General features: G+C 69.0%; 22 protein-coding genes, 1 tRNA gene and 1 pseudogene. 17 read left to right on the top strand and 7 right to left on the bottom strand.

The window, feature by feature from the left end; all coding sequences use genetic code 11:
• The first annotated feature begins 59 nt into the window (after positions 1-59).
• The 3 genes from RLT57_RS31340 to RLT57_RS31330 are packed head-to-tail and all read left to right on the top strand — an operon-like array spanning position 60 to position 4,122.
• Positions 60-869 carry a TnsA-like heteromeric transposase endonuclease subunit gene (locus tag RLT57_RS31340; RefSeq protein ID WP_311301052.1) on the top strand — a complete coding sequence of 270 codons (810 nt, stop codon included), beginning with the start codon at positions 60-62 and terminating at the stop codon, positions 867-869.
• Positions 866-2,995: a helix-turn-helix domain-containing protein gene (locus RLT57_RS31335; RefSeq protein WP_311301051.1), complete on the top strand. Its 2,130-nt coding sequence runs from the start codon at positions 866-868 to the stop codon at positions 2,993-2,995. The genes RLT57_RS31340 and RLT57_RS31335 overlap by 4 nt, the downstream gene beginning before the upstream one ends.
• On the top strand, positions 2,992-4,122 hold the full coding sequence (locus tag RLT57_RS31330) for an AAA family ATPase (protein ID WP_311301050.1): 1,131 nt from the start codon (positions 2,992-2,994) through the stop codon (positions 4,120-4,122). Before RLT57_RS31335 ends, RLT57_RS31330 begins: the two co-directional genes overlap by 4 nt.
• A gap of 139 nt (positions 4,123-4,261) precedes the next feature.
• Here the strand turns inward: RLT57_RS31330 and RLT57_RS31325 are convergent, their stop codons facing one another.
• Entirely contained in the window at positions 4,262-4,591 is a 330-nt protein-coding gene (locus RLT57_RS31325) for a hypothetical protein (RefSeq protein ID WP_311301049.1), read from the bottom strand.
• 86 nt (positions 4,592-4,677) lie between these two features.
• Between RLT57_RS31325 and RLT57_RS31320 the strand changes: the two genes are divergently transcribed.
• The gene (locus tag RLT57_RS31320) at positions 4,678-5,721 is read left to right on the top strand and encodes an IS630 family transposase (protein ID WP_311301048.1); all 1,044 of its coding nucleotides are present in this window, start codon (positions 4,678-4,680) and stop codon (positions 5,719-5,721) included.
• A gap of 29 nt (positions 5,722-5,750) precedes the next feature.
• Here the strand turns inward: RLT57_RS31320 and RLT57_RS31315 are convergent, their stop codons facing one another.
• Positions 5,751-6,161 (bottom strand): RidA family protein, encoded by a 411-nt coding sequence (locus RLT57_RS31315; RefSeq protein ID WP_311301047.1) that lies wholly within the window; start codon positions 6,159-6,161, stop codon positions 5,751-5,753.
• A gap of 90 nt (positions 6,162-6,251) precedes the next feature.
• Here RLT57_RS31315 and RLT57_RS31310 point away from each other — a divergent pair, with 90 nt between their 5' ends.
• Together RLT57_RS31310 and RLT57_RS31305 are read left to right on the top strand one after the other, a co-directional pair.
• Positions 6,252-8,489, top strand: coding sequence for a TniQ family protein (locus RLT57_RS31310; RefSeq protein WP_311301046.1), 2,238 nt, complete (start codon positions 6,252-6,254; stop codon positions 8,487-8,489).
• A gap of 331 nt (positions 8,490-8,820) precedes the next feature.
• A complete protein-coding gene (locus RLT57_RS31305; RefSeq protein WP_311301045.1) occupies positions 8,821-10,200 on the top strand; it encodes an IS1380 family transposase in 1,380 nt (459 codons plus the stop codon).
• Between the two features lie 173 nt (positions 10,201-10,373).
• On the opposite strand, the gene RLT57_RS31300 is transcribed toward RLT57_RS31305, so the two are convergent.
• Together RLT57_RS31300 and RLT57_RS31295 are read right to left on the bottom strand one after the other, a co-directional pair.
• Entirely contained in the window at positions 10,374-10,892 is a 519-nt protein-coding gene (locus tag RLT57_RS31300; protein WP_311301044.1) for a hypothetical protein, read from the bottom strand.
• 82 nt (positions 10,893-10,974) lie between these two features.
• A complete protein-coding gene (locus tag RLT57_RS31295; RefSeq protein WP_311301043.1) occupies positions 10,975-12,993 on the bottom strand; it encodes a hypothetical protein in 2,019 nt (672 codons plus the stop codon).
• 793 nt (positions 12,994-13,786) lie between these two features.
• Here RLT57_RS31295 and RLT57_RS31290 point away from each other — a divergent pair.
• The 3 genes from RLT57_RS31290 (at position 13,787) to RLT57_RS31280 (ending at position 17,474) form a co-directional block, all read left to right on the top strand.
• Positions 13,787-14,323: a hypothetical protein gene (locus tag RLT57_RS31290; RefSeq protein WP_311301042.1), complete on the top strand. Its 537-nt coding sequence runs from the start codon at positions 13,787-13,789 to the stop codon at positions 14,321-14,323.
• Positions 14,324-14,469: 146 nt separating this feature from the next.
• Entirely contained in the window at positions 14,470-15,045 is a 576-nt protein-coding gene (gene tpg / locus RLT57_RS31285) for a telomere-protecting terminal protein Tpg (RefSeq protein ID WP_311301041.1), read from the top strand.
• Positions 15,046-15,077: 32 nt separating this feature from the next.
• The gene (locus RLT57_RS31280; RefSeq protein ID WP_311301040.1) at positions 15,078-17,474 is read left to right on the top strand and encodes a DEAD/DEAH box helicase; all 2,397 of its coding nucleotides are present in this window, start codon (positions 15,078-15,080) and stop codon (positions 17,472-17,474) included.
• A gap of 166 nt (positions 17,475-17,640) precedes the next feature.
• Here the strand turns inward: RLT57_RS31280 and RLT57_RS31275 are convergent, their stop codons facing one another.
• Together RLT57_RS31275 and RLT57_RS31270 are read right to left on the bottom strand one after the other, a co-directional pair.
• The gene (locus RLT57_RS31275) at positions 17,641-18,759 is read right to left on the bottom strand and encodes an IS630 family transposase (RefSeq protein WP_311301039.1); all 1,119 of its coding nucleotides are present in this window, start codon (positions 18,757-18,759) and stop codon (positions 17,641-17,643) included.
• Positions 18,760-19,173: 414 nt separating this feature from the next.
• Positions 19,174-19,581 carry a hypothetical protein gene (locus tag RLT57_RS31270; protein ID WP_311301038.1) on the bottom strand — a complete coding sequence of 136 codons (408 nt, stop codon included), beginning with the start codon at positions 19,579-19,581 and terminating at the stop codon, positions 19,174-19,176.
• 279 nt (positions 19,582-19,860) lie between these two features.
• On the opposite strand from RLT57_RS31270, the gene RLT57_RS31265 reads away from it, so the two are divergent.
• The 7 genes and pseudogenes from RLT57_RS31265 (at position 19,861) to RLT57_RS31230 (ending at position 24,341) form a co-directional block, all read left to right on the top strand.
• A complete protein-coding gene (locus RLT57_RS31265; protein ID WP_311301037.1) occupies positions 19,861-20,052 on the top strand; it encodes an HU family DNA-binding protein in 192 nt (63 codons plus the stop codon).
• Positions 20,053-20,537: 485 nt separating this feature from the next.
• Positions 20,538-21,899, top strand: a complete 1,362-nt coding sequence (locus tag RLT57_RS33645; protein WP_399130033.1) for a DUF6192 family protein — start codon at positions 20,538-20,540, stop codon at positions 21,897-21,899.
• Positions 21,900-21,904: 5 nt separating this feature from the next.
• On the top strand, positions 21,905-22,333 hold the full coding sequence (locus RLT57_RS31250; protein WP_311301036.1) for a RacP protein: 429 nt from the start codon (positions 21,905-21,907) through the stop codon (positions 22,331-22,333).
• Between the two features lie 68 nt (positions 22,334-22,401).
• Positions 22,402-23,256 carry an IS5 family transposase gene (locus RLT57_RS31245; protein ID WP_311301035.1) on the top strand — a complete coding sequence of 285 codons (855 nt, stop codon included), beginning with the start codon at positions 22,402-22,404 and terminating at the stop codon, positions 23,254-23,256.
• A 430-nt stretch (positions 23,257-23,686) separates the two neighbouring features.
• A pseudogene (locus tag RLT57_RS31240) lies at positions 23,687-23,824 on the top strand (HU family DNA-binding protein); the annotation flags it as partial.
• 187 nt (positions 23,825-24,011) lie between these two features.
• Entirely contained in the window at positions 24,012-24,215 is a 204-nt protein-coding gene (locus RLT57_RS31235) for a cold-shock protein (protein ID WP_311301034.1), read from the top strand.
• A gap of 52 nt (positions 24,216-24,267) precedes the next feature.
• Positions 24,268-24,341 (top strand) — tRNA-Met (locus tag RLT57_RS31230).
• Between the two features lie 83 nt (positions 24,342-24,424).
• On the opposite strand, the gene RLT57_RS31225 is transcribed toward RLT57_RS31230, so the two are convergent.
• Positions 24,425-24,874 carry a hypothetical protein gene (locus RLT57_RS31225; protein WP_311301033.1) on the bottom strand — a complete coding sequence of 150 codons (450 nt, stop codon included), beginning with the start codon at positions 24,872-24,874 and terminating at the stop codon, positions 24,425-24,427.
• 310 nt (positions 24,875-25,184) lie between these two features.
• Between RLT57_RS31225 and RLT57_RS31220 the strand changes: the two genes are divergently transcribed.
• On the top strand, positions 25,185-26,711 hold the full coding sequence (locus RLT57_RS31220; protein ID WP_311301032.1) for a serine/threonine-protein kinase: 1,527 nt from the start codon (positions 25,185-25,187) through the stop codon (positions 26,709-26,711).
• Positions 26,712-26,717 lie beyond the last annotated feature (6 nt).

Genomic DNA, 26,717 nt, shown 5'->3' with positions numbered 1-26,717 from the left:
CTCCAGTGCCCGTGTAACTGTCCTGCGATCAAGGTCAGTTACACGGGCACTGGGGGCGGATGGTGGACGTAGAGGTGTGCGTTCGGCTCGCCGAGGACGAGGTATGCGAGGGCCTCGCCTGGGAGTCGGCGCCGTTGGAGATGCTGTACGCGGCCGAGCCGTGGCGGATCTTCCGCTGGTACATGGGGCAGAAGCACTACTCGGGTTCGTACTGGTCATGTACGCAGTCGGATCACGTGATCTACGAGTCGCGGCTGGAGCTGGCACGGCTGCTGTACGCCGACTTCGACCGGGACGTGACGGCGATCGTGGCCCAGCCCTTCTTGCTGAGGGCCGACGTGGACGGCGCACTGCGTCGGCACATCCCCGACTACTTGATGGCCACCACCATGGGCCCGTTGGTCGTCGACGTCAAGCCGCGCCACCGCGTGGCCAGGCCGGAGCACGCGTTGACCTTCGCCTGGACCCGCGAGGCAGTTGAGTCCCGCGGCTGGCGCTACGAGGTGTGGAGTGAACCGCCGGACGCCGAGCTGGCCAACGTCCGGTTCCTCGCCGGCTACCGCCGCGACTGGCTGTTCGAGCCTGACCCGCCCGAGGAGATATTCGAGCCGGCCCTGACGGAGGAGATGGACGGCGAGGCGGTGGGCGAGGAGCCACCGCCGGATCGGTTGTTCGATCCGGTCATCCTCGACGGCGTCCGTGACCGGGTCGTGGGCGGGGACACGCTGGGCGAGGCGTTCGCCTGCCTGCCGGAGCGTCCGGCGCCGCTGGTGCGGGCGGCTGTCTTGCATCTGCTGTGGAAGCAGCAGTGGCTGACCGATCTGAGCGTTCCCCTGAGCGCCCGCAGTGTGCTGAGGACGGCGTGGTGAGCGGGGCCGCGGTGCGTGTGGGGGTGGGGAGTCGCTTCTCCTACGACGGCGAGATCGTCGAGGTGGTCGAGCTCGCCAGCACGCAGGCGGGCGGCGAAGTGGTCCTCAAGGACGGCCGGGGCCGGCTGCTGCGGCTGGCCGTCAAGGAACTGCTGCTGTCCGACCGGGCCCGCATCATCCCGGACGGGCCAGGTCCTGCCTCTGACGATCCGCACGAGACGGCGGCGGTGGTGCTGGCCCGTCTGGACGCCGGGGAGCGGGAGATGGTGCTGGAGCGGGCCGCGCACGTGAGGGAGGTGCTCACCGGGTTCCGCAGCGGCAGCGAGGAGTTGGCGGCCGTGGGGGAGCCCCGTGCCGTCTACGCGGCGGGTGAGCCGATGGAGAGCCGGTACGCGGCGAAGGCGGCCGAGCTGGGGGTGGCCGCGCGCACGGTCAAGCGGTGGGCGGCGGCCTTCCGCCAGGACGGCGAGGCGGGACTGGTGCCGGCCCGCAGCGGGCCGCGGTCCGGGCACCGGAACGCGGAGGCGTGGTCGGAGGCGGCACTGGAGGTGATGGTCGAGCACACGGGCCAGTCCAAGCCGTCGCGCAAGATGGTCATCGAGCGGACCCGGGCACGGCTGCTGGCCCGGGGATTTGACGAGGAGGACCTGCCCAGCCGGGCGACGGCCTACCGCCTTCTGGAAGATGTCGAGCGGCGTCATCCGACGTTCCGGCTGAGCACGAAGCGGAACCGGGACATCGCCGCCCGGCCCGGCGGGGTCTACGGGAAGCTGCGGCCGACCCGGCCGGGCGAGTACCTGCTGATGGACACCAACCGTCTGGACGTGTTCGCGCTGGACCCGGTCACGCTGCAGTGGCTGCAGGCGGAGCTGACCGTCGCGATGGACTGGTACACCCGCTGCATTTGCGGGATCAGGATCACTCCGGTGTCGACGAAGGCCGTCGATGCCAGCGTCGCCCTCTACCAGGCGTTTCGGCCCCGGCCCGCGGGAGCTGACTGGCCGGCGCACGCGGTCTGGCCCGAGCACGGCATACCTAGGTCGGTCCTGGTGGAGGCCACGGCGCTTCAGGGGCCGATGCGCTCGGCGGCGTCGCCCGCGCTGGTGCCGGAGACGGTGCTGGTCGACCACGGCAAGGTGTTCGTCTCGGAGCATCTGACCAGCGTCTGCCGCCGGTTGGGGATCTCGGTGCAGCCGGCCCGGCTGCGGACGGGCCGGGACAAGGGCCCGCTGGAGAGATTTTTTCTGACCCTGCGCGAGGACCTGCTGCAGGGCCTGCCCGGCTACAAGGGGCCCGATCTGCACTCGCGCGGCGAGCGCCCGGAGGGGGAGGCGTTCTTCTTCCTCCACGAACTTGAGGCGATCATCCGCGAGTGGGTGGCCTGCGTGTATCACGTGAGGCCGCACACTTCTCTGGTCGACCCGGGCGTGCCGGGGCTGCGGATGTCGCCCGCGGCGATGTTCGAGCACGGCCTGAACAGGGCCGGCTACATCGAGGTCCCGCGCGATTCTGACCTGGCGTTTGAGTTCCTGCGGGTTCAGCGGCGCAGGATCCAGCACTACGGCATCGACCTGGACGCGCGCCGCTACAACGGCGCCGCCCTGGACCCCTACCGCGGTCTGCTCAGCGGTGAGCGGGACGGCAAGTGGCCGATCGCGGTGAACCCGGACGACATCAATACGGTCTACTTCCGCGATCCCGCCGACTGGCGCTGGCACGCGCTGGGCTGGGAGCACGCACCGGGCCGGGACATGCCGGTGAGCGAGGAGGCGCTGCAGTTCGCGCGCCGCCTGGCCGCGGCCCGCGACCGGTTCCCGGACGACAAGGCCGCGGTCCGTGACCTGTTCGAGCGGTGGAACCTCGGTCTGGGCACCACGCTGGTGGAGCGCCGCATGGCGCTGCGGCTCGCACGGGAACAGGCCGCCCTGGACCTGCCCGAGGCCGAAGAGCACGTGGCCATACTGCCGAGCGTGAGGCGCCTGATGGAACTCCCTGACACGGCACAGCCGCGGCCCGCTGCGGAGGCCGTGCAGGAGACGGGCGACGACGACGTGCCCGAGGACGCCGAGCTGGTCGAGCTGGAAGACGACGGCGACTTCTACACCGACGCCCTGGAGGACGCGTGAACAGCGAGAGCACCTGGACGCCGTCAGACGCCCACCGTCTGGACGCGCTGACGCTGTCCCGGAAGGAGGGCTGGGCGGCGTTCGCGGACGCACAGGCGCGCGTCCAGCCCGAACTGCTGCCCCGCAGCGCGTATTTGGCGCTGGGTGAGCGGGCTCGGGCTGAGTACGACCAGGCCCGGCGGGTCTGGCACGCGAACCTCGGGCCGTTGCGCACCCCGCAGCTAGCCGAGCTGCACGAGGACTTGTGGGACATCGTCGACAGCAACGCCCAGGACGGCGACAAGGCCAAGGGCGCCGTCGCGGTGGACGCCTTTCCCGGGCTCGGCAAGACCACCGCGGTGCTGGCTTTCGCCCGGGACTTCCACCGCCGGGAGATCGCCGAGGGCGGCGCGTTCACGGCCGGCGGGCACGAACGGCTCCCGGTCTGCCGGGTGGGCCTGACCGGCAACACCGGGATGAAGGACTTCAACCGGGCGATGCTGGAGTTCTTCGGCCACCCCGGCCGCACCACCGGCACCACCGCGCAGTTCGCCCAGCGCGCCCTGGACTGCGTGCTCTCCTGCGATGTGAAGCTCTTGATCGTCGACGATCTGCACTTCCTGCGGTGGAGGGCGACCGGCGGTATTGAGGTGAGTAACCACTTCAAGTACATCGCGAACGAGTTCCCGGTCACCTTGCTGTTCGTCGGCGTCGGCCTGGCCGCGCGTGGCCTGTTCTCCGAGGGCGAGTCCTACGACAACGCGGTCCTGGCCCAGACGGGCCGGCGCACGACCCGCCTGGACATGCGGTCCTTCGAGCTCAAGAGCGACCAGGGCCGCGCCGAGTGGCGGCAGCTGCTGCTGGCCCTGGAGAAGCGCCTGGCGCTCAGCGGCAAGTACCGGGGAATGCTCGCCGACGATCTGTTCGACTACCTCTTCATCCGCTCCAGCGGCCACATCGGCTCGCTGATGACGCTCATCAACCGCGGCTGCCAGCGGGCCGTGCGCACCGGCGCCGAGCGTCTCGACGAGGACCTGCTCAGCCGCGTCAAGATCGACCAGGCGGCCCACCTCGCCCAGGACGACGTACGCGATCTCCTCAAGGGCCAGCGGTCACGACGGACTGCTCGCAAGGCGGTTCGCCGGTGACGCACGCGCGGACCCTGCCGATCCGCCTGGCCCCGCATCCGGGCGAGGCACTCGACTCATGGTGGGAGGCGATCGCCCACCGGCTCGGCACCACCACCGGCGACGTCCTAGTGCTGCCCTGCAGAAGTTCGTGGAGGGGTCAGACCGTTGAAGGGCCGAGGTAGAGGCCGCACGCGCAGTCCAGGCATTCTTCGGGGCTGGCTGCGGGAAGCCCGCTTGGCAGCACGTTGTCCTGGTAGCCGTCTCGGCTGGCGAGGTAGAGCGCGAAGCCCCAGGTGTGCAGGACTCCGGTGAAGCGCAGGCGGCACAGCGGAAGACGTTCGCCGTCTTTCAACTCGCCATCCACATAGGCGAATCCGGCCCGGAAGCGGACGTGGACCTTGGCCAGCTGCGCCCAGCGTTCACCGGCGCGGATGTTCAGCCGCTCGCGCAGGTGGTTCTGCATGGACTCGGGCAGATTCTTCGGCACAGCCCTATCCTGCCGCCCTTGCCGGTCCTCCGCCATGATCACGGATCATGGCGGAGGACGCGGGGCGGTGTGCGGCAGCAGTGACCGTGGTGATCGATGAACAGACGCGCGGAGTGTTGCAGTGGACAGTATCTTCTCCGAAGTCCCAGGTCAGGCAGGTACTTCGGGCACGGATAGTGCTGGCGGCCGGCAACGGGACGGGCAACGCGGTGATCGCCCGCCGCCTGACGGTGAGTGTGAACACCGTCCGCAAGTGGCGTGGCCGGTTCGCCGAGCGGGGCCTGGACGGCCTGAAGGACGCCGCCCGCTCGGGTCGCCCCCGCATCTACGACGACCTGGTGCGCGTCGCCGTGGTCGCCGCGGCCACCAGCGCCCCCGCTGGCCCGGCCGCGAGCTGGACCCACGCGGCGATCGCCGACCGGGTCGCGGGCACCGTATTCGCGCCGATCTCCGCGTCCCAGGTCGGCCGGATCCTGGCTGACCTGGACCTCAAACCGCACAAGGTCACCGGCTGGCTCACCCGCCGCGACACCCCCGACTTCTGGGAACGCGTCACAGACATCTGCGGCCTCTACCGCGACCCGCCGAGCGGGGTGATCGTGCTGTCCATCGACGAGAAGACCGCCATCCAAGCCCGCGAACGCCGCTATCCCTCCCAGCCACCGGCACCGGGCCGGGCGGCCCGCCGCGAGTTCGAATACCGCCGCCACGGCACCGCCTCGATCGTCGCCGCCCTCGACGTCACCACCGGGCAGACCCTGATCGAGACGATCCAGCGCAACAACGCCGCGACCTTCACCGCGTTCCTGAACCGGCTCGACCGGCTCCTGCCCCGTGACAAGGACGTCCACGTCGTCCTCGACAACGGCTCCTCGCACACCGCCAAACACACCAAGGAGTGGCTCGCCGCCCACCCGCGCTGGCACGTCCACTGGACCCCGCCCCACGCCTCCTGGCTCAACCAGGCCGAACTCGTCTTCTCCGCGCTGACCCGCGCGGTCCTGCGCTATGGCGACTTCACCAGCCGGGACGACCTGATCGGAAAGATGGACACCTGGATGATCCAGCGGAACGAACACGCCCGCCCGTTCCGCTGGACCTACGACGGGAGCCCCCTCAAGGCGAACTGACCCCCACCCCCCGACCCGCCGCCCCTTGGTCACAAGGGCAGCGCCGCCGTGAGATCGACCTCGATCAGCTGCCCGGGAAAACCGAGCTGCGCGACTCCAACCAGCGTGCTCGCGGTGGTGAACGCAGGTCCGATCGGCGAACGGGTAAGGCCTCGCCAGGCAGAACCCAGGACCGTGACATCGTCGCTGACCACATAGATCACCGAACGGACGACGTGATCCGGCCGGACACCGACCGCGCTCAGGGCAGCAAGGGCGTTGGATGCCACCTGATCGATCTGCGCGTCGAGGTCACCCGGCCCCACCAGCTCACCGGAACGATCAAGAGGGCACTGCCCAGCCAGGAACGCCGTTCGGCCGGCTTCCACCACCGTGATGTGGTGATAACCCGGGGTCGGATGGAGCTCATCAGGATTGATTCGAGTGATCTCGGCTGCCATACGGGCGAGTCTGGCCATCCGGCCGATACCGTGCATCGGGTTTTCATCCAACCAACCCACTGGCCGGTCACCAGCCCCCGGCTCCCCTCCATGAACTTCTGCGGGGCAGCACTAGCCTCCATGGGCCTGCTGCCGCGCAGCCCGTCCAGGCCGGTGAGCTCGGGCATCCTGGGCCACCTCGTCACCCTCCTCGATCAGGACCAGGCGGCGACAGCCGCCTGGTCGGCCGGCGTCGCCCCGGCGCAGATACACGCGATGACCCTGGCCCACTACGACCGGCGGGTCCACGTGATCGATCCTGGGCGGCGCCGGGTCGCGGCGCGGCATGTCTGGGGACGGGCCCGCGGTTCCCGCTACTGCCCGGCCTGCCTGGCCGACAACGGCGGCCGATGGCTGCTCAAATGGAGACTCGGCTGGTCCTTCGCCTGCCTCGACCACCACCTGCTGCTGGTCGACACCTGCCCGCGCTGCAGCCGTACGTCACGGCACTTCCCAGCGACCACACGGCACCCGCTTACTCCGGGGCACTGCCACAGCCCGGCCCAGGACGACTCCTCGCGGGCGGTGCGGTGCGGTCAGCCGCTCGAGGAAGCCGGCGCCATCGAGCTCACCGCGCAGGGACCGGTGATCGCGGCCCAGAAGATCATCGAGAACGTGATCGCCTCCGGGCAGGCCGACTTCGGCGTCTACCAGGACAAGCCCCAGCCCAGCCTTGCGCTGTTCGGTGACCTTCGGGCCCTGGCCTGCGTCCTCCTTCGCCGCGTCCCGGAACGGCTGGTGGACTTCGTCCCGCCCGAGATCCTTGCGGCGCATCAGCACCCCGTGCCCGAAGCACCGCGGCCCTTCGACCCCGCCGAGGAGACTCTGCCGGGCCGGCTGGCCCCACGGCGGGCCGCGACCGCCGCCCTCGCCGTCAGCGCGGCCCTGCACATCCTCGGGCACGACGATGCTCATGCCGCCGGAGCCGCCCTTCGCCACCTGATCAGTGACGCCGATGGCAGCATGCCACTCAAGGTCCCGCACCGCTGGCGCCACACCAGCCCGGTCTTCGACGCGGTCCACCTTGCGACGCTGGCCCCCCGGCTCAAGCACAGCGACCAGCTGCGCTACCGCACCGCAGACCGGTTTCCCCGCAGGCCCGGCCCTTCGGCCTCAGCCCAAGGTGCCGCGCGGGCCCCCAGGATCCCGACGCAGCTCTGGCCGGCGTGGTCCGCGCGGCTGAGCCCTTCGAGTGGGGCCCTGTCTCGCACCATCCGCCCGGCCCTGTCGTGCTACCTCCTGCTCATCGGCGGCGCGAGAGAGGACTTCACCACAGCGACCCGGCTCCTTCGATCCCCGGCAGAAGACAGGCTCGGCCCCCACATGGCGCACCGGCTCACGAAGCAGGGGCACTTCAAGGCCATCAGCATCGGCCTGTCCGTGCTGGCGGACTACCTCGACCAGGAGGGATCACCGATCGACTACGACCGCCGCCGCGCGGTCGACTACCGCGATCTGCTGCCCCTGGACACCTTCCAACAGCTCTGCCGGGACATCGAATTCGACCCCGGCGGGGTGCGGCGGCACCAATTCGCCCGAGCACTGCTGTTCGAACGGATCAGCGGCCTCCCGGCCACCCTCGCGCCCGCCGCCTACGCACCCGCCACACCGGAGCTGCGGACCATGCTGCGAACCTTCGAAACGGACCTCACCCCCGCGCTGGTAAGCCAACTTGGAGAGCATGCAGGCGAGTTCCTCGCCCGGCAGGGCATCCATGACGAGCCCCTCACCTGGCAGCCGCCGACGGACATCATCGACGGTCTCGAACTGCCCGGCTGCGACCCTGGGGACATCGACCTCGACACGCTGCACCGCCTCATCCGGGACGAATCCCTCACGACAGCCGGAGCAGCCCGCCGCCTGGGCGTCAGCCATGACGCTGTCCGCTTCGTCCTGCAGGAGCAGCCGGCACCCCCCAAGCCATCCGCGATGTGGGAGAGAGGAGCGACCATCCGCCGGGCTCGCGCCGCGCTCCCCAGGGACACGTTCGCCCGCCTCTACCTCGAGGAGTACCGCCCGCTCAAGTGGATCGCGAAGCACGTCGACGTGAACGAGGAGGCCATCAAGGTCATGGTCCGCGAGTACGGCATGACCCGCGAGGGCAAAGCGACCCGCTGGCGCCAGATCGATCTCGACTGGCTCCGCGAGCAACGGGCCGCCGGACGCACCTGCCGTGAGCTCGCCGAGGAGACCGGCTTCTCACTCGGAATGATCAGCTACCTGGGCCGACGCCATGACCTGCCCGGCCGCCGGACAAGCGCCGACCCGGCCGCCGGTGATCGATCGTGAAGCTCTGACGGATGCGCCCCGGCATGCCCGCCATGGTCACCACGCGCTCAGGCGCGTTCACCCAGCGGCAAGCCGGGGACAAGCTCGCCCAGACGCCCCAAGTGCCCCGCCTAGAAGGCTCGATCTGCGGAGTTACGCATGGTAGGCCGCCGTTGGTCCCGTGGTGATCTCCGTGACTGCTGCACCATCCGCCCCAGGGCCCGCGCTAGCCTCGGGCTTTCGTGAGGCGGGTCGTCCGATGCTTGATCAAATAAGCGGAGAGCGCTTCTGACCTGCAACGATGGGACTTATCTAGGGTCCTGTCAGCTGCAAAGAAAGAAGCACCCTCCAGGTGAGTAAGCGTATCGGGTTGTACCCGCGTGTTCGCGTCGAGGGCGGTGGCAGCGGGGCGGTCTCGCAGGCCGGGGCGGTGCTCCTGGTCGAGACGGTCCGCAAATCCGGCCTGGACACCGCGATATCGGCGGCAATGGCGCCGTGGCGCAAACCGCGGGCGGTGCATGATCCGGGCAAGGTCCTGCTGGATGTCGCACTCGCGACGGCTCTGGGCGGGGATTGCCTCGCCGATGTCGCCATGCTGCGGGCCGAACCGGCCGTGTTCGGCCCGGTGGCGTCCGACCCCACGGTCTCCCGGCTCATCGACGCCCTCGCCGCGGCCGGCCCGAAGGCCCTCACCGCGATCCGGTCGGCGCGGGCCGACATACGGGCGAGAGTCTGGGAGTTGGCCGGTGTGAACGGTCCCGCTGCCGACGGATCGGTGATCGTGGATATCGACGGCGTGCTGGTGCTTGCGCACTCCGAGAAGCAGGACGCCACCGCGACCTGGAAGAAGACCTACGGCCACCACCCGCTCGTCGCGTTCGTCGACCACGGCCAGGACGGTTCCGGAGAGCCGGTCGCCGCGCTGCTGCGGCCCGGCAACGCCGGCTCCAACACCGCGAGCGATCACATCGAGACCACCCAACTCGCCCTGGCCCAACTCCCCAAACATCTGCGGCGGGGCCGGCAGACACTGATCCGCACCGACTCCGCCGGCGGCACCCACGCCTTCCTCGACTGGCTCACCCGCCGGGGCCGGTGGCTGTCGTATTCCGTCGGCATGACCATCACCGACGTCATCCACCAAGCCGTCCTGAAGATCCCGAAGAAGGCATGGACACCGGCCTACGATGCCGACGGCACCGAGCGGCCCGGCGCCTGGGTCGCGGAGATCACCGACATGCCCGACCTGAGCACGTGGCCCAGGGGCATGCGGCTGATCGTCCGCAAGGAACGGCCCCACCCCGGCGCCCAGTTGCGCTTCACCGACCTCGACGGACTACGGCTGACCTGCTTCGCGACCAACACCAAGGGCGGCCAGCTCGCCGACCTGGAACTACGTCACCGCCGGCGGGCCCGCTGCGAGGACCGGATCCGAAACGCCCGCGACACCGGCCTGCGCAACCTGCCTCTGCACGACACCGCGCAGAACCAGATCTGGCTGGAGATCGTCTCCCTCGCACTCGGCCTCCTCGCCTGGATGCCCATGCTCGCCCTGACCAGCAAAACCCGCCGCTGGGAACCCAAGAAGCTCCGCCTGCGGCTGTTCTCCGCCGCCGCCCAACTGGTCACCACCGGCCGCCGCCGCTGGCTCCGCCTCACCGCCCAATGGCCCTGGACAGATGTGATCACCCGCGCGATCCAGCGACTCGCAGCCCTGCCGAACCCCGGCTGACCAGCAACTCCGACCGTCCCGACGAGCCACAGCAACATCCCGGGAGCCGTGGAACCCCGACGCCCACCCGACGCGACAGCCGGGCCGCCAACCTGCCCCAGCCCTCGAAATTCCGCAGCTCGCAAGCAAGAGTCCCCGTCAGTGAACCGACGAGGACTCATGAACGATCGAGGCTAGAGGCCAGCATCCCGAGCCTCCTCGACGGCTCTCAGAAGCGGGGTGACGATCTTCCGGAGGATGCCGGGTTCCCTGTCCCGGGCCAGCAACCGCAGCCTGAATTCCGGTGCTACGGCCCTCATAAAGTCGAGGGGAGTGTTGGAGCGTAGGACCGGAACACGGTTGTAGGGGCTCGGGTGGTCCTCTCCGCGATCCTGATAACCCCAGCGTGACGGCACGGAGCGGCGCGCTACCTCACCGATGTAGCGCACCGCGCCGGAGGTGAAGTCGGCGTTGTGCTCGGCGGCAACGGCCGCCTGGTCCGGGAGCCGTTCGAGGGCGACTGGTTCGAGGGCGTCCAGGGAGCCGAGGGTGAAGTCGTAGGGAAATCCGGCGGGGAGGAAAACCGTTCTCCAGCGGTCGAGTTCGGTGTCCATCGAGGACAGCCACGCGTCGAGGAACGCACGCGCGGGCTCGGTCATGTTCGCGCGGTCTTCGGCCAGGTATGCCTCGGTGTGGTTGCCGTATTCGCTCACATTCGTCACCCTCTGACCTCTGTTTTTTCTCCTGGACCACGCGGTTCCGCGGTCACGGTCACATACAGGGCTATTGTCACGGTCAGGGGACCGCGGTACCCACCGCCTTCCAGACCTTCCAGGGGATGCCTGCCTCGTCCAGCATCAGGCGCGACGCGCGCGACGGCTGCCTGGAAAAGATATAGATGACGCGCCAGCCCTGGCCGATGAGTTCCTTGTCCTTGGCCACCTGGTCCGCCTTGACCTTCGAACCACCGAACTTCATCTCGTACATGACCTGCTTGTCGAAGTTCACGATGTCGGGCATCCGGTCCACGCCGGTGATTTTGTTCATCATCTCCCGGGACGTGAGCTGCTGCGCGGAGTCTCCGAAACGCCAACCGTCCTCCGCCTTCAGCTTGTTCACCTCGGCGAACTCGCCCTCGAAGGCTTCACCCTTGTAGGGGTTCCCCTGGTTCTCCACGTAGTTGTTGCGCCATTCGGTCCAAGGCTTCACCGGCTTGTTCGCAGCGTCCTGCTTCGCCACGTACTTGCTCCACGTCTGGTACATGTGGTCACGCGTACCGGATGCCGGATTCTTCACGTCCTGGGCCGCCTCAAGGTCGGCGGCGGACGGTTTCGGTTCGTTGGCACGGGCGAGGCCGGGGTTGCGGTACTTGAACTTGTTCGGCTGGTCGGTGCTGCCTTTGAAGGGTGACGACAGGCCGGGTACACCGTAGTCGGGGCTGTGACGTTTCCAGTCCTGAGTGACCTTCTCCAGTACGCGTTTGACTTCTTTCTGCACCATCGCGCGCGCCATGGCCTGTGCTTCCGCGCGCACGAGGTGCGTCTTCGGATTGCGAGACGGCGGAATGTAGAAGTTGCCGGGGCAACTCACACTGGCGCTTCCGTTGGGCGGCATGGACACTGCCTGTGAGCACTGGCCCACCGGCCGCCCATCGAGAGTGACGCTGATAGTGACCTGAGCGGAGACGGGCCCGGCCGGCCGTGTGTCGTCCCCGGAGACGATCGAGTTGGTGATCGTCGCGTTCGCCACGCAACCGCTGGTGCTGCACGGGCTGAGCGTGATGTTGCCGGAGACCGAGAAGCTGACACCCAGGTCGACGGACTTCTCCAACTCCTTTACGGCCTTCTCGACGTCACCCTGGAGGCTTTTGCGCTGGGTGTCGTTGAGCGCTGGCAGGTCGAGGGAGTAGGAGACGCCGGCGTCGCCGAGGGCGGCTGCACGGGCAGAGCTAACCTGAGCGGAGCCGGGTCGGGCAGCGCCGCCGATTTCGTTTCCGGTTCCGGTTTCGGGGTGGTAGCCGGCCGGTGAGACGGGGGACACCGCCGGAAGATCGCTGAGCAACGAGGACAAGTCGCTTGGCAGCGAGGGCATTTCGCTGGGCAGCGACGGATACCCGGTGGGCAGTGAAGGTACGCCGGTCGGCAAGGATGGCACCCCTGATGGCGCTCCGGACGACGGCCGTGACACCTCCGCCGGCGCCATTCGTACGATCCGCAGCGGAGGTTGGGCCGTGATGTACAGGATCCGCGTGGGCGTCGCGTATTCGCGGACCTTGACGCCGCCGATGGTCGAGAGCCCGCCAGGGCTCACCAAACGCTTGTCGGCGTCCCGTTGGAGCTCATGGGCGATGGTGCCGGGGGCGAGCGACCGCAGGGAGGCGCTGGTGTCGTACCCGCCGAGGGCCGGTGACTTGACCCAAGCGTTCTTGTACATCGACGTGTACTTGTCGGAGGAGAGGCCGTAGCGCTGCCAGAAGGCGGAGTCTGCCTTGACGAAGGTCTTGCCATCGACGGCCAGCGTCTTGACCGTCACCCCGTCGAGGGTCGTCTCGGACAGCACGGTGCCGCCGGACGTCACCTGCATCCGTGTATGCGACCCACCGAGCAGGGAACCCGAGTAGCTCCCCTCGTAGACGACGACGCCACTCGCGGCAAGGTTGACGGAAGCGGCGGTGACGTCTTCGGCCGCCTCGGCGGCGGCCCGCGCGGCAGCCTCCTTCCGCGCCCGGCCGTCGGACTGCGCGCCGCCGGGCCACAGGACGGTGAGAAGGGTCGCCAGGAGGGCAACGACCGCCCCGACGGCGACGCCGACCACGACTCGGCGTCGTGTGCTGCTGGGGGCCCCAGCACCGGGCGGCGTTGGTGGCATAGGCGGCGTGGGCGGAGGCGTGGGTGACGGAGGCGGTACGGGCGGAACTGCCGGCGGCCTGCCTCCCACACCCCCCGTACTTCCTAACCCCGGTTCTTCCTGCCGTCCTTGACCGGCCGATGCCGATCCGGATCCCGATGCTGACACGCGTCCCCCTCCGAAGTATCCGATAGCCGGGCGCACTTGGGACTGGCATGGGCCCGTCAGCTGCGAGTGTCCGCCACCCGGGGCCTCTCTGGAACGCTCTCCAGGAAAGTTTCACCGGTTTCGTCCTGGCGATGGACTTCTACGTCCATCTCACCGACAACGAAACGATCCCGCCCCGGGGCGAGCGGAACGCCCATGCCCTGCACTACGCCACGCGGCGCGTGCGTGATCGGTATCCCGGCGCCCCCACGCTGTGGGCAGTGCACACCCATTCGAGTCCGTGAGCGCAGGCCGCTCAGTCCCTCAGTCATGATCAACCAGAGCGAGAGAGTTTTTGCATCAGCTCGTTCAGGAGCTGGGGTCACACCATGGTCAGTGCTGCGTGGACTCCGTGCTGTTCAGCCGTCACGCCGTCAACGCTCTTCCTTCGCTCTCCCCTGCACGGGCGCCCCGGGCCCGGGCGCTCCGCTCCGGGGTGCCGATTGCCTCTAGAGGGAACTTGCGAGACCCCGTTATAACGGGGATGCCTGGTATATTCTGAACAGGTCGCCTCGGCTCTTCCGACCACGTGGCGGCCTCGCAGGGAGGCGCGATGATTCAGATCACCCTCGGCAAGAAGAAGGATGTCGACCCGAACAGCGATGCCCTCCAGCGCGCGCAGATCGGTTGGAGCGACGGGCTGTCCGACCAGCAGCTATACGAGGTCGCCCGCGGAGTCTGGGTGATGCCCGGATCGCGCGTCGAACGAGAGCGGTTCGCGGTCGTCAATGGCGGCGGGATCATCCGCCAGGCTTTGGAGATCGACCGGGTTGTCGACGTCCCTGGTGGGCGCCGGGCCTTCGAAGGCCGCATCCTCGGCCCCGGGGACCCCGTCCACGATCACTACGTCGGCAAGCCGGCCCCGAACGGCGCCCAGCAGAATCCCATCACCTACTTCGACTCCCCGCTGGGCAACCGTGAATGCAGCTGCGGATGCGGCAAGCCGATCGGCCGCGGCGACTTCCTCCCCGGTCACGATCAGCGAGCCATCCACGAGAGAATCGCTCACATCGGAACCGTGAAGAACTTCATCACCTGGTTCGACCAGACATGGAAGTCCGATGGTGGCCAGCAGGACGAAGCCGTGTGAGGAAATGCCCCCGACCTGAGACGGAAACCGTGGGACACCTGATGAGACTGAAGCACAAGCAGCAGGTCACCGCGGTCCGGAATGACAGCCGCGGCGCGAATCTACACAGCCTCGTGCGGGCGGCCTGAGAACGAAGGACCTGACCTGTGGGACTGATCGAAGACCGCCTGGAAGAGGCGGCCGACACCGCCTTCTCCCAGCCGATCCCCAAAACCCTCGGCGCGCGGGTCCGTTTCCTCCTCAAGCAGGAGAAGGGCACCCGCGCCGAAGCGGCCCGCGCGGTCGCCGAGAAGATCGGCAAGAGCCAGCGCACCGTCGAGCGCTACCGCGACAACGAGATCAAGAGCGCCAAGCCCCAGACCGCCGCCCTCATCGAAAATGAGGTGAAGAACCTCTGGCAGCCCCTCGTCCGGGCCCGGCGCCTCCAAGACGCCGTCAGTCACCAGGGCATCAAGGTCGACGTCCGCGGCAAGTTCGGCTTCAAGTCACCCAAGGGCACCACGAACGATCCGCGCTACCGGCGCCTGTCCCGCCGCCTGGACGCCGCCACTGCGGCGGCGCTGTACGAGGCCAAGGCGGCCGGAGCCAGCGACGACGAGCTCGCCCAGATCGTCGCCGACGGGCTGCGCGACGACTACTTCACCGACGGCGGCACCCGTGCCCAGAGCCTCCAGAGCGTCGAGCTCACCGGCATCGACCACATCCGCTTCAGCCTCGGCTGATCTCCGCCCCATCTGAAAGGCTGACCGTCACCGTGGCCGCACCCGCCACCACCGCTCCGCCTCCGCGGGTGCGGCTGCGCAAGCACCAGTCCCAGGCAGTCCACGCCGCTCATACCGCCCTGCGGCTCTCGGCCCGGACCAGCATCGTGATGGCCTGCGGCACCGGCAAGACGTACGTCGCCGCGCGCACCGCCGCCCGCGTCGCCCCCCAGGGCACCCGCCTGGTGCTGCTGCCCACCCTGGAGCTGCTCGCTCAGACCATCGACGACTGGCGCACCGCCGGCATGACCGGACCGGTGCTCGCCCTGTGCTCCAAACGCCCCCACACCGCCACCGAGCCCGTCGCGTTCACCACTGACCCGTACGCCCTGAGCGCAGCGGTCCGCCAGAATCCGGGCCTCACCGTTTTCGCCACCTACCACTCACTGGTCCGCGTTCAACAGGCCCACCACGACTACGACTTGCCGCCGTGGTCGCTCATCGCCGTTGACGAAGCCCACCGAACCAGCGGTGACCTGGGCAAACGATGGGCGGCCGTACACGACGACGCTCTCGTGCCCGCCCACAAGCGGATGTACCTCACCGCCACTCCGCGGATCTGGTCGGCGGGCGAACCCGACGAGGACGAAGACCCCAGCCTCGTCGCGTCGATGGACGATCCCGCCCTGTACGGCGAGACCTGCCACCGCCTCCCGCTCGCCGAGGGTATCGATCTCGGCCTCCTTGCCGACTACCGCGTCGTCGTCATGGAAGTCCACGAGGAAACCATCCGCACCCGCCTGGGAATCTCCGACCGGGCCACCGAAGCCGAACTGCGCCAGGCCGCCCTCCAGATCGCCGTCCTGCGCGCCATGGCCGAGCTCGACCTGCGCCGCGTCGTGAGCTTCCACCACCGGGTTGCCGACGCCCACGACTTCGCCGCCACCCTCCCCGAGGCAGCCGCACGCCTCTACGCACTCGACCCCACCGGCACCGGATGCCCCGACCCCGGCGAGCTCTGGTCGGCCGCCATCGACGGCACCCAGGACCCCGAATACCGCCAGCACCTCCTCCACCGGTTCGACGGCCGGCCCTTCGGCGACCTCGCTCCGGCCCTCCGCACGGTGATCGCGAACGCCCGCCTGCTCGGCGAGGGCGTCAACATCCCCAGCATCGACACCGTCGTCTTCGCCGACCCCAAAGAGAGCATCGTCGACACGGTGCAGGCCGTCGGCCGCGCGCTGCGCCAGCACCCGGGCCAGGGCAAAAAGGCCACCTTGATCATTCCGGTTTACGTCGCTCCCGGTGAGGACGCCGACGATCTGCTCGGCTCCAACCTGTACAAGCCGCTCTGGCGCGTCCTGCAGGCCCTGCGCGCACACGACGACCGCATCGCCGACCGTCTCGCCGTCCCGCAGCAGCCCGCGGCCCTCACACCCGAGGACGAAGAGGAAGACAACGCGCCCCCGGTCGACGTCGTCTTCGACCGGCCCTTCCCCGCCGACACCATCGCCCAGGCGTTCCGGCTGCGCGTCCTCTACCCGCGCGATGCCTCCTTCCGCCGCGGCCTGGAAGCGGCCACCGCTTACTACGAGACCGTCGGGCACCTCGATGTCCCCCAACTCCACGACGACGAGAACGGGTTCGCCCTCGGCCGCTGGGTCAACCGCATGCGCAAGGCATACGCGGCCGGGACCCTCAAGCCACGCCAGGTCAAGGCGCTCCAGCAGATCGGCATGATCTGGAACCTGAGATCCCAGGCGGCAGAACGCGGCCTGCTCCACGCCCGCGGCTACGCCGAGCGCCGCGGCCATCTCGCCGCGCCCACCGAAGCGATGATCGGCGACTTCGCCTTCGGGCGGTGGCTGACCAACCGCCGGCGCACCGCCCGGGCCCGTGCCGACGAAGGGCTCGAACCGGACCCGACCGATGCCGCTCTCGCAGAGATCGACCCCTGGTGGAACCCGCCCTGGCCGATCAGCTGGCAGCGCCTCTACTACGCCGCCCGCATCTACGCCGAGGCCAGCATCGCCCTCGACGACCTGCCCCCGGACTTCCTCGACGACAACGACGAACCCATCGGCGAATGGGTACGCACCCAGAGCCAGACCTTCCACACCCTCCACCCTGAACAGGCCCGCCTCGTCGCCGAACTCGGCATCACGCCCTTCGATCCGGCCGAACCTGCCACGCCGCAGCTCACTGGCCGTGCTGCTCGCCAGCAGCGGCAGCTCGACCACGGCCTTGCCGCCGTCGAAATCTTCCGCGCCCGCGAAGGCCACATCCACATCCGCCAACGCGACACCGTCACCGTCGACGGCGAGGAGTTCAAGATCGGCCAGTGGCTCAACAATCTCCGCAAACGGTGGGACGACCTACCCCAAGAACACCTCGACGCCGTCCTCACCGCTGGACTGACCCGCCACGCTCAGCCCAAGGCCAGTCAGTAGATCAGTGCGTCGGACCCTTGCTCGCGTTGTGTGCGGCGAGCTGCACCATCCACTCTTCATAGGCGGACAGGTAGTCATCGGCGACTGCTTTGGCTTTCGTGAGTGCTTCCTCGCTCGGGTCGTCGCGGTGGGCTAGTGCGTTGTCCACGAACGTTGCCGGGGTTCGTTAGGCAGCTTTGGGTCGTGGGCGGCCCCAGCGTTGCTGGCGTTCGCTGCGGATCTTGGCGCGTTCGCGGCGTTGAGCGGCCAGGACGTCGGGGTGGCGGGCATTGGCGTTGCGCCACCGCAGGTAGTCCTGGAGTCTGCGGGCGAGCACGGTGTGGTTGGGATGGTTCGAGTTGCCCATGACGAAGTTGCGTAAGGGTCCGAACTGGGCCTCGATCGGATTGGCCCACGATGCGCTGGTCGGTGTCAGGCACAGCTCGACCTTGTTCTTCTTTGCCCAGGCCCGGACGGCCGGGGTCTTGTTCGCCGAGAGGTTGTCCATGATCACGTAGATGGGGGCGCCGTCGGGTCGGGCGGCCCGGATGGACTTGATCGCCGCCAGGCTGTGGTCGCCTCCCTTGCGGCGGCGGGCGACGCCCCACAGCTGGTCGTCGCCGAGGGAGTAGCAGCCGTGGAAGTACCGGATGCCGTGGGTGCGGTGGTAGGTGGCCGGCAGCCGGTCGGGCTTGTTCTCCCGGGCCCAGCCGGTGCCGTGGCAGGGGCGGATCGACAGCGGGCCGAACTGGTCGAAGGCGAAGCACCGGTCCGGGAAGCGACTGGTCACGTGCTCGATACGGTCGAGTTTGGTGTCCTTGTCGGGATCGGTGGACTCCTTCCAGGTGCGGGTGCGCTGGAAGGAGATCCCCTGCTCGCGCAGGATCTGCCGCAACCGCTCGCGGCCGATCCGCACCGTCCGGGCCCGGTTGCGGGCCAGGTAGTCGGTGAGCTTGCGCAGGCTCCAGTGCGTGAAGGGACGTCCCAGCGCAACCGGGCGGGTGGTGGCCGTCGCGATGATGAACTCGCGGTCCTCATCGCTGATCAGGCGGGGACGGCCTCCCGCCCACCGAGGGTCCAGCGCGGCCAGCCCCCTGTCGTTGAACGCGTGGATCACGTCCCGCACGGTGTCCTCGTGCGCCGCAACGAGCCGGGCGATCGCCGACACAGGCGTACCCGATGCCGAGGCCATGATGATCAACGCCCGGCGCACCCTCACCGACTCATGCCGCCCCCGCCGAACGATCTGCTGCAGCCGCTGCCCCTCCTGATCAGTCAACCGACGTGCCCTGACCGGCTCTGCCATCTGCGTCCTCACCCTCAACAGCGATCACGTCGCCAATGAGGATGAACCCTCCGGACCCGACACCGCCAACACCGACCGGCGTGTCACCACCACCCGGCGAACGTTCGTGGACAACGCACTAGTGCGCAGCACAGTCCGCGTGCGAAGTAGTCGAGTAGCTTTTCCCGCTCCAGCGCTGCTTCTTCCAGATTCGTGATCGGGTCGGGGGAAACGTTCACAGTGTGCCTCCTGGTCGGGTGTATTCATCTACGGCGGTCGAGTCGTCGCGGGGCTCCCGGCGGCCACGTCACTTGAGCCATCCAACGGCGACAAGCCGACAGCCATACCCAGACCCCTGGGCCCGACGATCTTACGAAGGACCGCCTCAGACCCATGCTTAGGAGGTAGGCCAAGCTGAGCAGTTGTCCTTCTGCGTCACACCAATTCTCCAGGGGAGTACGTCGGGCGCGGGGGGCCCACGCGTCGAAGCTCGGATTGGAGCGCTGGGGGCAGAGCATCGTGAACGACCTGCGGAAAGAACGCAGCCAACGGCGCCTCGTCGCGTCGGGTGTCGTAGCCGGCTGCCCTGAGGTGCCGCTCCAGGTCATCCTCCGTGAGCTGCGCAAGGAGGCGGACGGAGAGGCCGTCGGGTTCCTGCACCAAGACGCGGCGGTCGTCCAGATCTCGGTCGTGGTCCACCGTCATCAGGTGGGCTGCAAAGGCACCCAGTGCGAGGGCGACGCCGTCGGCGGCCTGAGCCCTGCCGCTCGCCACGGAGATCCACACGGTGCCGCGCCTGGTCTGAACGTCCCATACGACGTCGTGGAGAGGTGTGTCGGTCATGAGGTCATCGTCCTCGGTTCTCGTCGACCACGCCGCCCGCCGGCATCGACCTCGATGCCTTCGGCACTATCTCCCCATCGTCGAGAGTCGGCCTCGACCAGGCCCCAGCCAGCCGAGTCGCGGCCGCTCCGCGCGCCGTCAGCACCCTGGGATCGCCCGGCCGTGTGCCTGGTCCCCACGGCCCACGTCGAGCACTGTCAGTGCTCGATGACAGGATTGACCGACCTGTCCCGGAACGCGACGCGGTCGGGACGATCGAAAGATACGGAGAAAAACCGCATGAACCGTACTGAACTGGTCGCTGCGCTGGCGGAACGCACCGAGGTGACCCGCAAGGACGCCGACGCCGTCCTGACCGCCCTCGCGGAGACGGTCGGCGAGATCGTCGCCAAGGGAGACGAGAAGGTGACCATCCCCGGCTTCCTCAGTGCCTGTTTTCGATCCCGGGTTTTGCGTAGCCTTGGGATCTAAGCTGGCTGGGTGTTCGAGGACGTTGGGCGGGCTGCGGAGCGGGTCTGTGAGGGCTGTGGTGGACGGTTGCGGCCGGATGCTCGGCCACGTGCGGTGTTCTGCTCGGCGGCCTGTCGTTCCAGGCAGTGGCGTCGTGAGGCCCGTTTGCGCAAGCGGGTGGCGGCGGAGTTGACCGGCGCCGGCCGGGTTGAGTGCCCGGGGTGCGGCGCCAGCTGGATCGCGGGGGTGGACCGGCGCTCGAACGCCGTCTACTGCTCTCGACGGTGCGTCACGAGGGCCTGGCGGGCACGGAAGGAAACGTTCGGCGATCGGTCACAGTGACCGTAACGCGAACGCATGCGAATCCCTCTTTCGATCAGAATCCGGTCAATTGCGGTCGTTCATTGTGATCTCCGTATTTTCGGTCTGACTCTCGGAACCGGATGCGGGCCGAGTCTTGTCACGGCCGAGGGGCCCTGCCCCGGCCCGCGTGGGTGGTGAATGCCATGCCCGAAGAGATCATGGACACCGACAAGGTCGGCAGCGTCAGTGCCAGCCGCTATGCACAGATCGTGGCCGAACTGCGTGACGTGGTGGAGAACCAGACCCGTGGCAAGTTCCTGACCGGCGACTACGCGCTGGAGATCGAGCCGATGCGCGACCGCGGCGGCCAGGAGCAGGCCGACGGCCTGTTCTCGGTCAGAGCGTCGCTCCTGCGCCTGGCCGATGACATCGGCCTTCCGTACTCGGCGGTGCGGGACGCCCGCTGGACGGCATCGCGCTGGCCGAAGGAACACCGGCAGAGGGACGTGTCCTTCCACGTCCACAAGGTCTTGGCGGGGATTGCGGACGACGAAGAGCGGTACGCCGCAGTCCTCGACCCGCCGGGCGACAAGGGCCGGTGGACCTCGGACGGCGCCAAGCGGAGGGTCGGCCAGCAGGTCGAGCACCCGGTCACGCCCCAGGAGAAGATCAGCGCGATCCACACCCTGGCCAGGGACGAAGAGGTCGCCGCCACCGTCACCAGCGACCTGCTGCGGCGTCCTGCGGTGGTGGCCCAGGTCAGGCAGGAGGACAAGGTCCGGGTCGTGGAGGAGCTGACCCGGGACGACCATGTCGCGGCGACGGTGACCACCGGTCTGCTGCGGCGCCCGGACGTCGCGTTCCGGGCGATGTCGGACGACACCGCCCGGCACCAGGTCAACCATGCCCAGGTCGAGCGGGGCCGGCAGGCCCGCGAGCACTTCGAGGACACCAGCCCCGTCGCGCCTGCGGTGAAGAACATCGACCGGTCGGTGGAGTTCCTGGACCTGGTCACCGCCTGCCATGCGTTGATGAGGCTCTCTGAAAACGGCCAGGGCTACTCGTCGCCCCACTCGCTCCGGCGTTCAACTGAGTGGGGAGTTTCAGCGAGCGTGGCGCGCGTTGTCGGCCGGGGCCGCCCGCTCGTGGAGTGTGCGGGCCGTGCCGGCCGGTCAAGGGCGCCTGCGGCGGCGCTCCGTGCTGGCCTTCGGCCACCCTGGACAGTCCGACCCGCCCCTGGACCTGGCTGGCTATCGGGCGGCCCCTCCCTTGCGGCGCCCGTTCGCAGGTCAGATGGCCTGTGGGTGGGGAGCTCCACTGAGCAGGTGCGGGGTCACCCCCGAGCAGGGGGTGGGGATTTTCAAGGAGCCCCATCAGCGTTCGTCGCGGCGGCCGGCCGGGTCGTCCCGGGGCTGCGCGACCGGCAGCTCGGTGACGACGAGCGCGTCCTGGTCCACGAGAATGTCGCCAGGGTGCGGGCGACGCTGGACTGGATCGAGACCGCCGTCGACACCGGGAAGGTCGATGTCGACGGCGAGCTGGCCCGGCTTCTGCAAGGCGAGTAACCGTCGTGCCGCGCGCCTCTGAGCGCCGATCGGCGGCCGCCCAGCGACACGCCGACACCGTCCGGTTCGTGCTCTTCGAAGCCCGTCCGGCCGGTCTGACCTTCGCCCAGCTGGTCAGATCCAGCGAGCTGTCGCCCCACCAGGCCCGTGCGGGCCTGGCCTGCCTGCGGGACACCATCGCCGAACGTGGCTGGCCGCCGCTGATCTGGACGATGAAGGACGGCTACCAGTTCACCGCCGACTCCGCCGCGCTTCAGTCTTACGAGATCGCCGTCATCCGCGGCAAGCTCACCGAGATCCGCCGCTTCATCACCGGGACCGTGGCCCCGCACGCCGCCCTGCAGCCCAAGGGCCGGTGGATCAAGCACTTGAACACCCAGCTCAACTCGGTCGAGTCGACGTTGGACGTCATCGCCGACTTCACCGACGCATGACCGGTTCGGACCGTCGGCCTCCCCCCGGGCCCGGCGGTCCGGACACCTGGCCGGGGGGAGGGAGACTGTTGCCGCGGCGACGCTGCTACCCCTCGGACACCTGGGATGACGAGTGGGCGCTGATCGAACCGCTGCTGCCGGTGCCGGCCTGCGAAACCCGAACCGGCGGGCGGCCGGAGAAGCACCCTCGCCGGGAGATCGTCGATGCGATCCGCTACGTGGTCGATACCGGCTGCAAGTGGCGGGCACTGCCCAAGGACTTCCCGCCCTGGCGCACGTGTTACGGGTTTATGGCCCGCTGGGCGGCTGCCGGCGTCGTCGGGCAGATCCGTGACCAGCTCCGCAAGCGGATCCGCCGCGAGATGGGCCGGGCACCCGGGGCGGTGGCCACGGTCATCGACTCCCAGTCGGTCAAGGCCGCCGACACCGTGGGGAAGGACTCCCGCGGCTACGACGCCGGCAAGAAAATCAACGGCCGCAAACGGCACCTGGTCGTGGACACCAAGGGCCTGCCGCTGTTCGTGATGGTCACCCCGGCCGACATGACCGACCGCAACGCGGCCAAGGAAGTGCTGTTCAGGCTGCGGCTGATGCACCCCGAGATCACCATCGTCTGGGCCGACTCCGCCTACGCGGGACAGCTCGTGACCTGGGCGAAGGCCTATCTGAACCTGACGATCAAGACCGTCAGCCGCCCGAAGAACATCCCCGGATTCGTCGTCCTGCCCCGCCGCTGGGTCGTCGAACGCTCGCACGCCTGGGTCATGCACGCCCGCCGGCACGCCCGGGACTACGAACGCCTCATCCAGCACTCCGAGTCGCTGATCACCTGGGCTGCGATCACCCTCATGACCAGGAGAATCACCCGCAGGCAGTCCAAGAGGTCCGGCCAGCCAGCATCCCGCGAGGCCGACCGGGACTGAAGGCGGCGCATACCGCCTTCACCAACTCCTACCGCATGCCTTCGCGCAACGTCCACTGCCGCCCGCCCGGGAAGCTGGGCGGGTTGAGAGCGTCCAGGCGCTCGCGCAACGTCCGGACGCAGTCTTCGGCGTCCACCCCGCGAATGCCGAAGGTCAGACCGGACGACGTCCCAAAGTGGCGTCCTTGACGTCCGGTCCCAACAACCTCCCGGAACACGGCGATGACCTGGTCATACAGGTCCATGCCGGGCTGATCCTCGACCGCGAGCCCGTCGACTGTCAGGAACTGCCAGCCCTCGGCGACCGACTCGGCCTCGGCGACCAAAACGTCGTCCTGCAACCGACGCGCCACCTGACGGGCTTCCTCCGGAGTCATGACCCCATCTTCCCAGAAGCACCCGCCCGCGGGACCGAGGATCGAAAACAGGCACTCAGCTTCGAGCGCACTCACCGCGCCGCCCGTACGGCACGCAACCCCCAGACCGGCGAGCCGCTCGAGATCCCTGCGGGCTACAGCGTCAAGGTCTCCGCCGGCTCGAAGCTGAAGGAAGCCGCCAAGGGCCAGTAGCGGCCCGCTCCGCGCGCAGCAGACGCCGCGGGCCGGACTCCGGCACAGCGCGGCACGCTGCGGCCGGCGCGAAAGTCGGATAACCGCGCTGTCGGCGGGGTAGAACGGACGCCAGGTGCCGTCCCGCAACGGATGGCACTGCCCACAGACCAGCCGGGGCGTCCCGGCGATATCGAAGGACAGCAGCATGGCCAGCGGCACCGTGAAGTGGTTCAACGCCGAAAAGGGCTTCGGATTCATCGCCCAGGACGGCGGCGGACCGGACGTCTTCGCCCACTACTCCAACATCTCCGGCAACGGATACCGGGAGCTGAACGAGGGCGAGCCGGTCACCTTCGACGTCACCCAGGGCCAGAAGGGTCCCCAGGCCGAGAACATCGTCCGCGGCTGACAGCCACATGGCGCACCGCCCCGCGGGCCACTGTGTAGAGTGGCACCACCGACGCGGGGTGGAGCAGCTCGGTAGCTCGCTGGGCTCATAACCCAGAGGTCGCAGGTTCAAATCCTGTCCCCGCTACGAGAAGAATGGGGCCCGGCACCAGCCGGGCCCCATTCGCCTTTCTCCTGGTCTGATCATCGTTTTCCGGCGCCGCGGACGAGTCACTCCAGAGGTACGGCGACGGCAGGGGTGCCGTGGCGCAGCTGAATGGTGGCGGCAGTCGCCAGAGCGGGGCTCACCAGCCGAGCACGACCACCAATGACGATCCGTACATCGTCCAGCGTGACGAGTTCGGCATCAATCACAGCACGGCGTCCGACCACCTCCACCTCGTACCGGCCCTCACCACGCTGGCGCACCAGGTAGGTGTCCGGGCCGAGTTCGCACTCCCAGGTCCCCGGCTCGGACTCGGCCAGGTCGACGAGGGTACGGATCTGATCCAGCGGGCTCTCCACGGCCGGATGCGCCTCGTCGGCATGCTCCTCGAACGCCCTCCTCGCGAGCAGCACGAAGCGATGCCGGCTCAGCTCACCGCACTCCGGGCACTCAAGCGCGAACCTGTCCGGGCCGGCCGTCTCATCGTCGGTGATCTTCGCCTGCAGTCCGTTCACCACCGGCTCTTGCGCTACGCCGTTGCGCGGTCGTCGGCTCACCGGACCCGTCCCTCGTGCTTGGTGCTGATGGCATCCGCATTGTCCCGCGTCGGTTCCGCGACGGAAACCGAGCACGTCCGGGCCACGATGCCCGGAGCCTCGACGAAGCTCAGAACGCCGGGGGAGGGCAGCCGGCTGGCCGGCGCGACCGGGCGGCTGCGCAGCGTTTACGTATGCTCCGCGACACCGCATGGGCGCGCCCGCGCCCATGCGGTGTCGCGGGCGCCCGGCCCGGGACACCGAACGAGAACGCAGGGCAGGAGGAGCGATGCGCGGCACGACCATCGCCAGCCGCTACCGGCTGGAGGAAGCCCTCGGCAGCGGAGGCATGGGCGAGGTGTGGCGCGCCGAAGACCTCCACCACGGCCACGACGTCGCTCTCAAGATCATCATCCTGGGGGAAGGCGACACCGTCCGCGAAGCCGCCTTCCGTCGGGAGGCAGGTGTCGCCGCGCACCTCTCCCACCCGCACGTCGTCGCCGTCCGGGACCACGGCGCCGCCGACCTCGGCGGTCGGCGGGCCCTTTTCCTCGCCATGGACCTCGTCGACGGCCCGCCCCTGAACGCGCTCATCACCGGCCCGCTTCCCCTCACGGACACCCTGACCTGGACCGCTCAGATCAGCCACGCCCTGCACGCCGCCCACCAGGCCGGGATCGTCCACCGCGACGTCAAGCCGTCCAACATCCTCATCAATCACGGCTCCGCGATGCTGTGCGATTTCGGCATCGCCCGTCTCACCCGCATCACCAGCCACCACACCCTGACCGTCGCCGGCGCCGTCATCGGCACGCCCGCGTACATGTCCCCCGAGCAGGCCCGCGGCGACACAGACCTGGGCGCAGCCAGCGACATGTACTCGTTGGGCTGCCTGATCCACGAACTCCTCACCGGCGCAGCCCCCTTCACCGGCTCCGGCTGGCAACTACTCCACCAGCACGTCCACGACACCCCCGTCCGCCCGTCCGCCCTGCGCCCCGGCGTCCCCCACGAACTTGACCGCCTGGTCCTAGAGCTCCTGGACAAGGACCCGGCTGCCCGCCCGACGGCCGCCGAGACCTTGAAGCGGCTCTCCCGGCTGCGCACCGAGCTCGCCGCCCTGCCGACCGTTGCTGCGCATCGTGTGCCGCCGGCGCCCACCGTTCTGGACACCCCCGCGGCTCCCCGCCGCGGTGCGCGCTCACGCGTCACCGCGCTGTGGGCGGGCACGGTGACCGGCGCGGCCATCGCCGGCGAGCTCGCCTGGACCACCCCGATGCCCGGTCCGTGGCCACTCGCGCTGGGCATGCTCGCAGGCCTGCTCCTCAGTGCCTTCCGCCCGCACGGCGCCCCCCAGGAGGCCCGCGCGGGAGAACTGCGCATCACCACAGCCGGCTTGTTCACCATGCTGCTGATCGCCCTCGGCACATCCGTCGGCCTCCTCGCCGAGCATCCGTCAATGTGGTGGGTCGCACTGGCCACCGCCGTCCTGGGCGGTCCCACACTCGTCATCTGCTCCACCGCAGTACGCCGGACCGTCCAGCACGTCCTGCACCGCTCCGCCCCCCACGCCGACCTCGCCGCCACCGCCGGCGCCCTCCACACCGCCGCCCTGCTGCTCGCCGCCAACCACGCAGGCCTCGCCGCTTCCGCAACGCTGACCGCTGGTCTCGCGCTCTGGCCGGCCACAGCGCTGATCACCGCGGTCCTCACCTCCAGCAAGGTCCGTGAGATCGTCACCGAACTGCCCCCTGCGGCGGCCGGCAGCGCGAGCCGGCGTGTCGTCCGGACCACGCCGGTCGTCAGCCGGTCATGAAAGGTG

The organism is Streptomyces sp. ITFR-21 (assembly GCF_031844685.1).
GTDB lineage: Bacteria > Actinomycetota > Actinomycetes > Streptomycetales > Streptomycetaceae > Actinacidiphila.
Note: the sequence above shows the minus strand (reverse complement) of the source record. Positions and strands in the feature narration are given on the sequence as shown.

What these genes read in the sequence shown, in the direction of transcription:
- RLT57_RS31235 (WP_311301034.1), top strand. Translation starts at nt 24,012, where the DNA reads ATGGCCAGCGGCACCGTGAAGTGGTTCAACGCCGAAAAGGGCTTCGGA.
- RLT57_RS31340 (WP_311301052.1), top strand. Translation starts at nt 60, where the DNA reads ATGGTGGACGTAGAGGTGTGCGTTCGGCTCGCCGAGGACGAGGTATGC.
- RLT57_RS31310 (WP_311301046.1), top strand. Translation starts at nt 6,252, where the DNA reads ATGAACTTCTGCGGGGCAGCACTAGCCTCCATGGGCCTGCTGCCGCGC.
- RLT57_RS31265 (WP_311301037.1), top strand. Translation starts at nt 19,861, where the DNA reads ATGAACCGTACTGAACTGGTCGCTGCGCTGGCGGAACGCACCGAGGTG.
- RLT57_RS31220 (WP_311301032.1), top strand. Translation starts at nt 25,185, where the DNA reads ATGCGCGGCACGACCATCGCCAGCCGCTACCGGCTGGAGGAAGCCCTC.
- RLT57_RS31290 (WP_311301042.1), top strand. Translation starts at nt 13,787, where the DNA reads ATGATTCAGATCACCCTCGGCAAGAAGAAGGATGTCGACCCGAACAGC.
- RLT57_RS31270 (WP_311301038.1), bottom strand. Translation starts at nt 19,581, where the DNA reads ATGACCGACACACCTCTCCACGACGTCGTATGGGACGTTCAGACCAGG.
- RLT57_RS31275 (WP_311301039.1), bottom strand. Translation starts at nt 18,759, where the DNA reads ATGGCAGAGCCGGTCAGGGCACGTCGGTTGACTGATCAGGAGGGGCAG.
- RLT57_RS31315 (WP_311301047.1), bottom strand. Translation starts at nt 6,161, where the DNA reads ATGGCAGCCGAGATCACTCGAATCAATCCTGATGAGCTCCATCCGACC.
- RLT57_RS33645 (WP_399130033.1), top strand. Translation starts at nt 20,538, where the DNA reads ATGCCCGAAGAGATCATGGACACCGACAAGGTCGGCAGCGTCAGTGCC.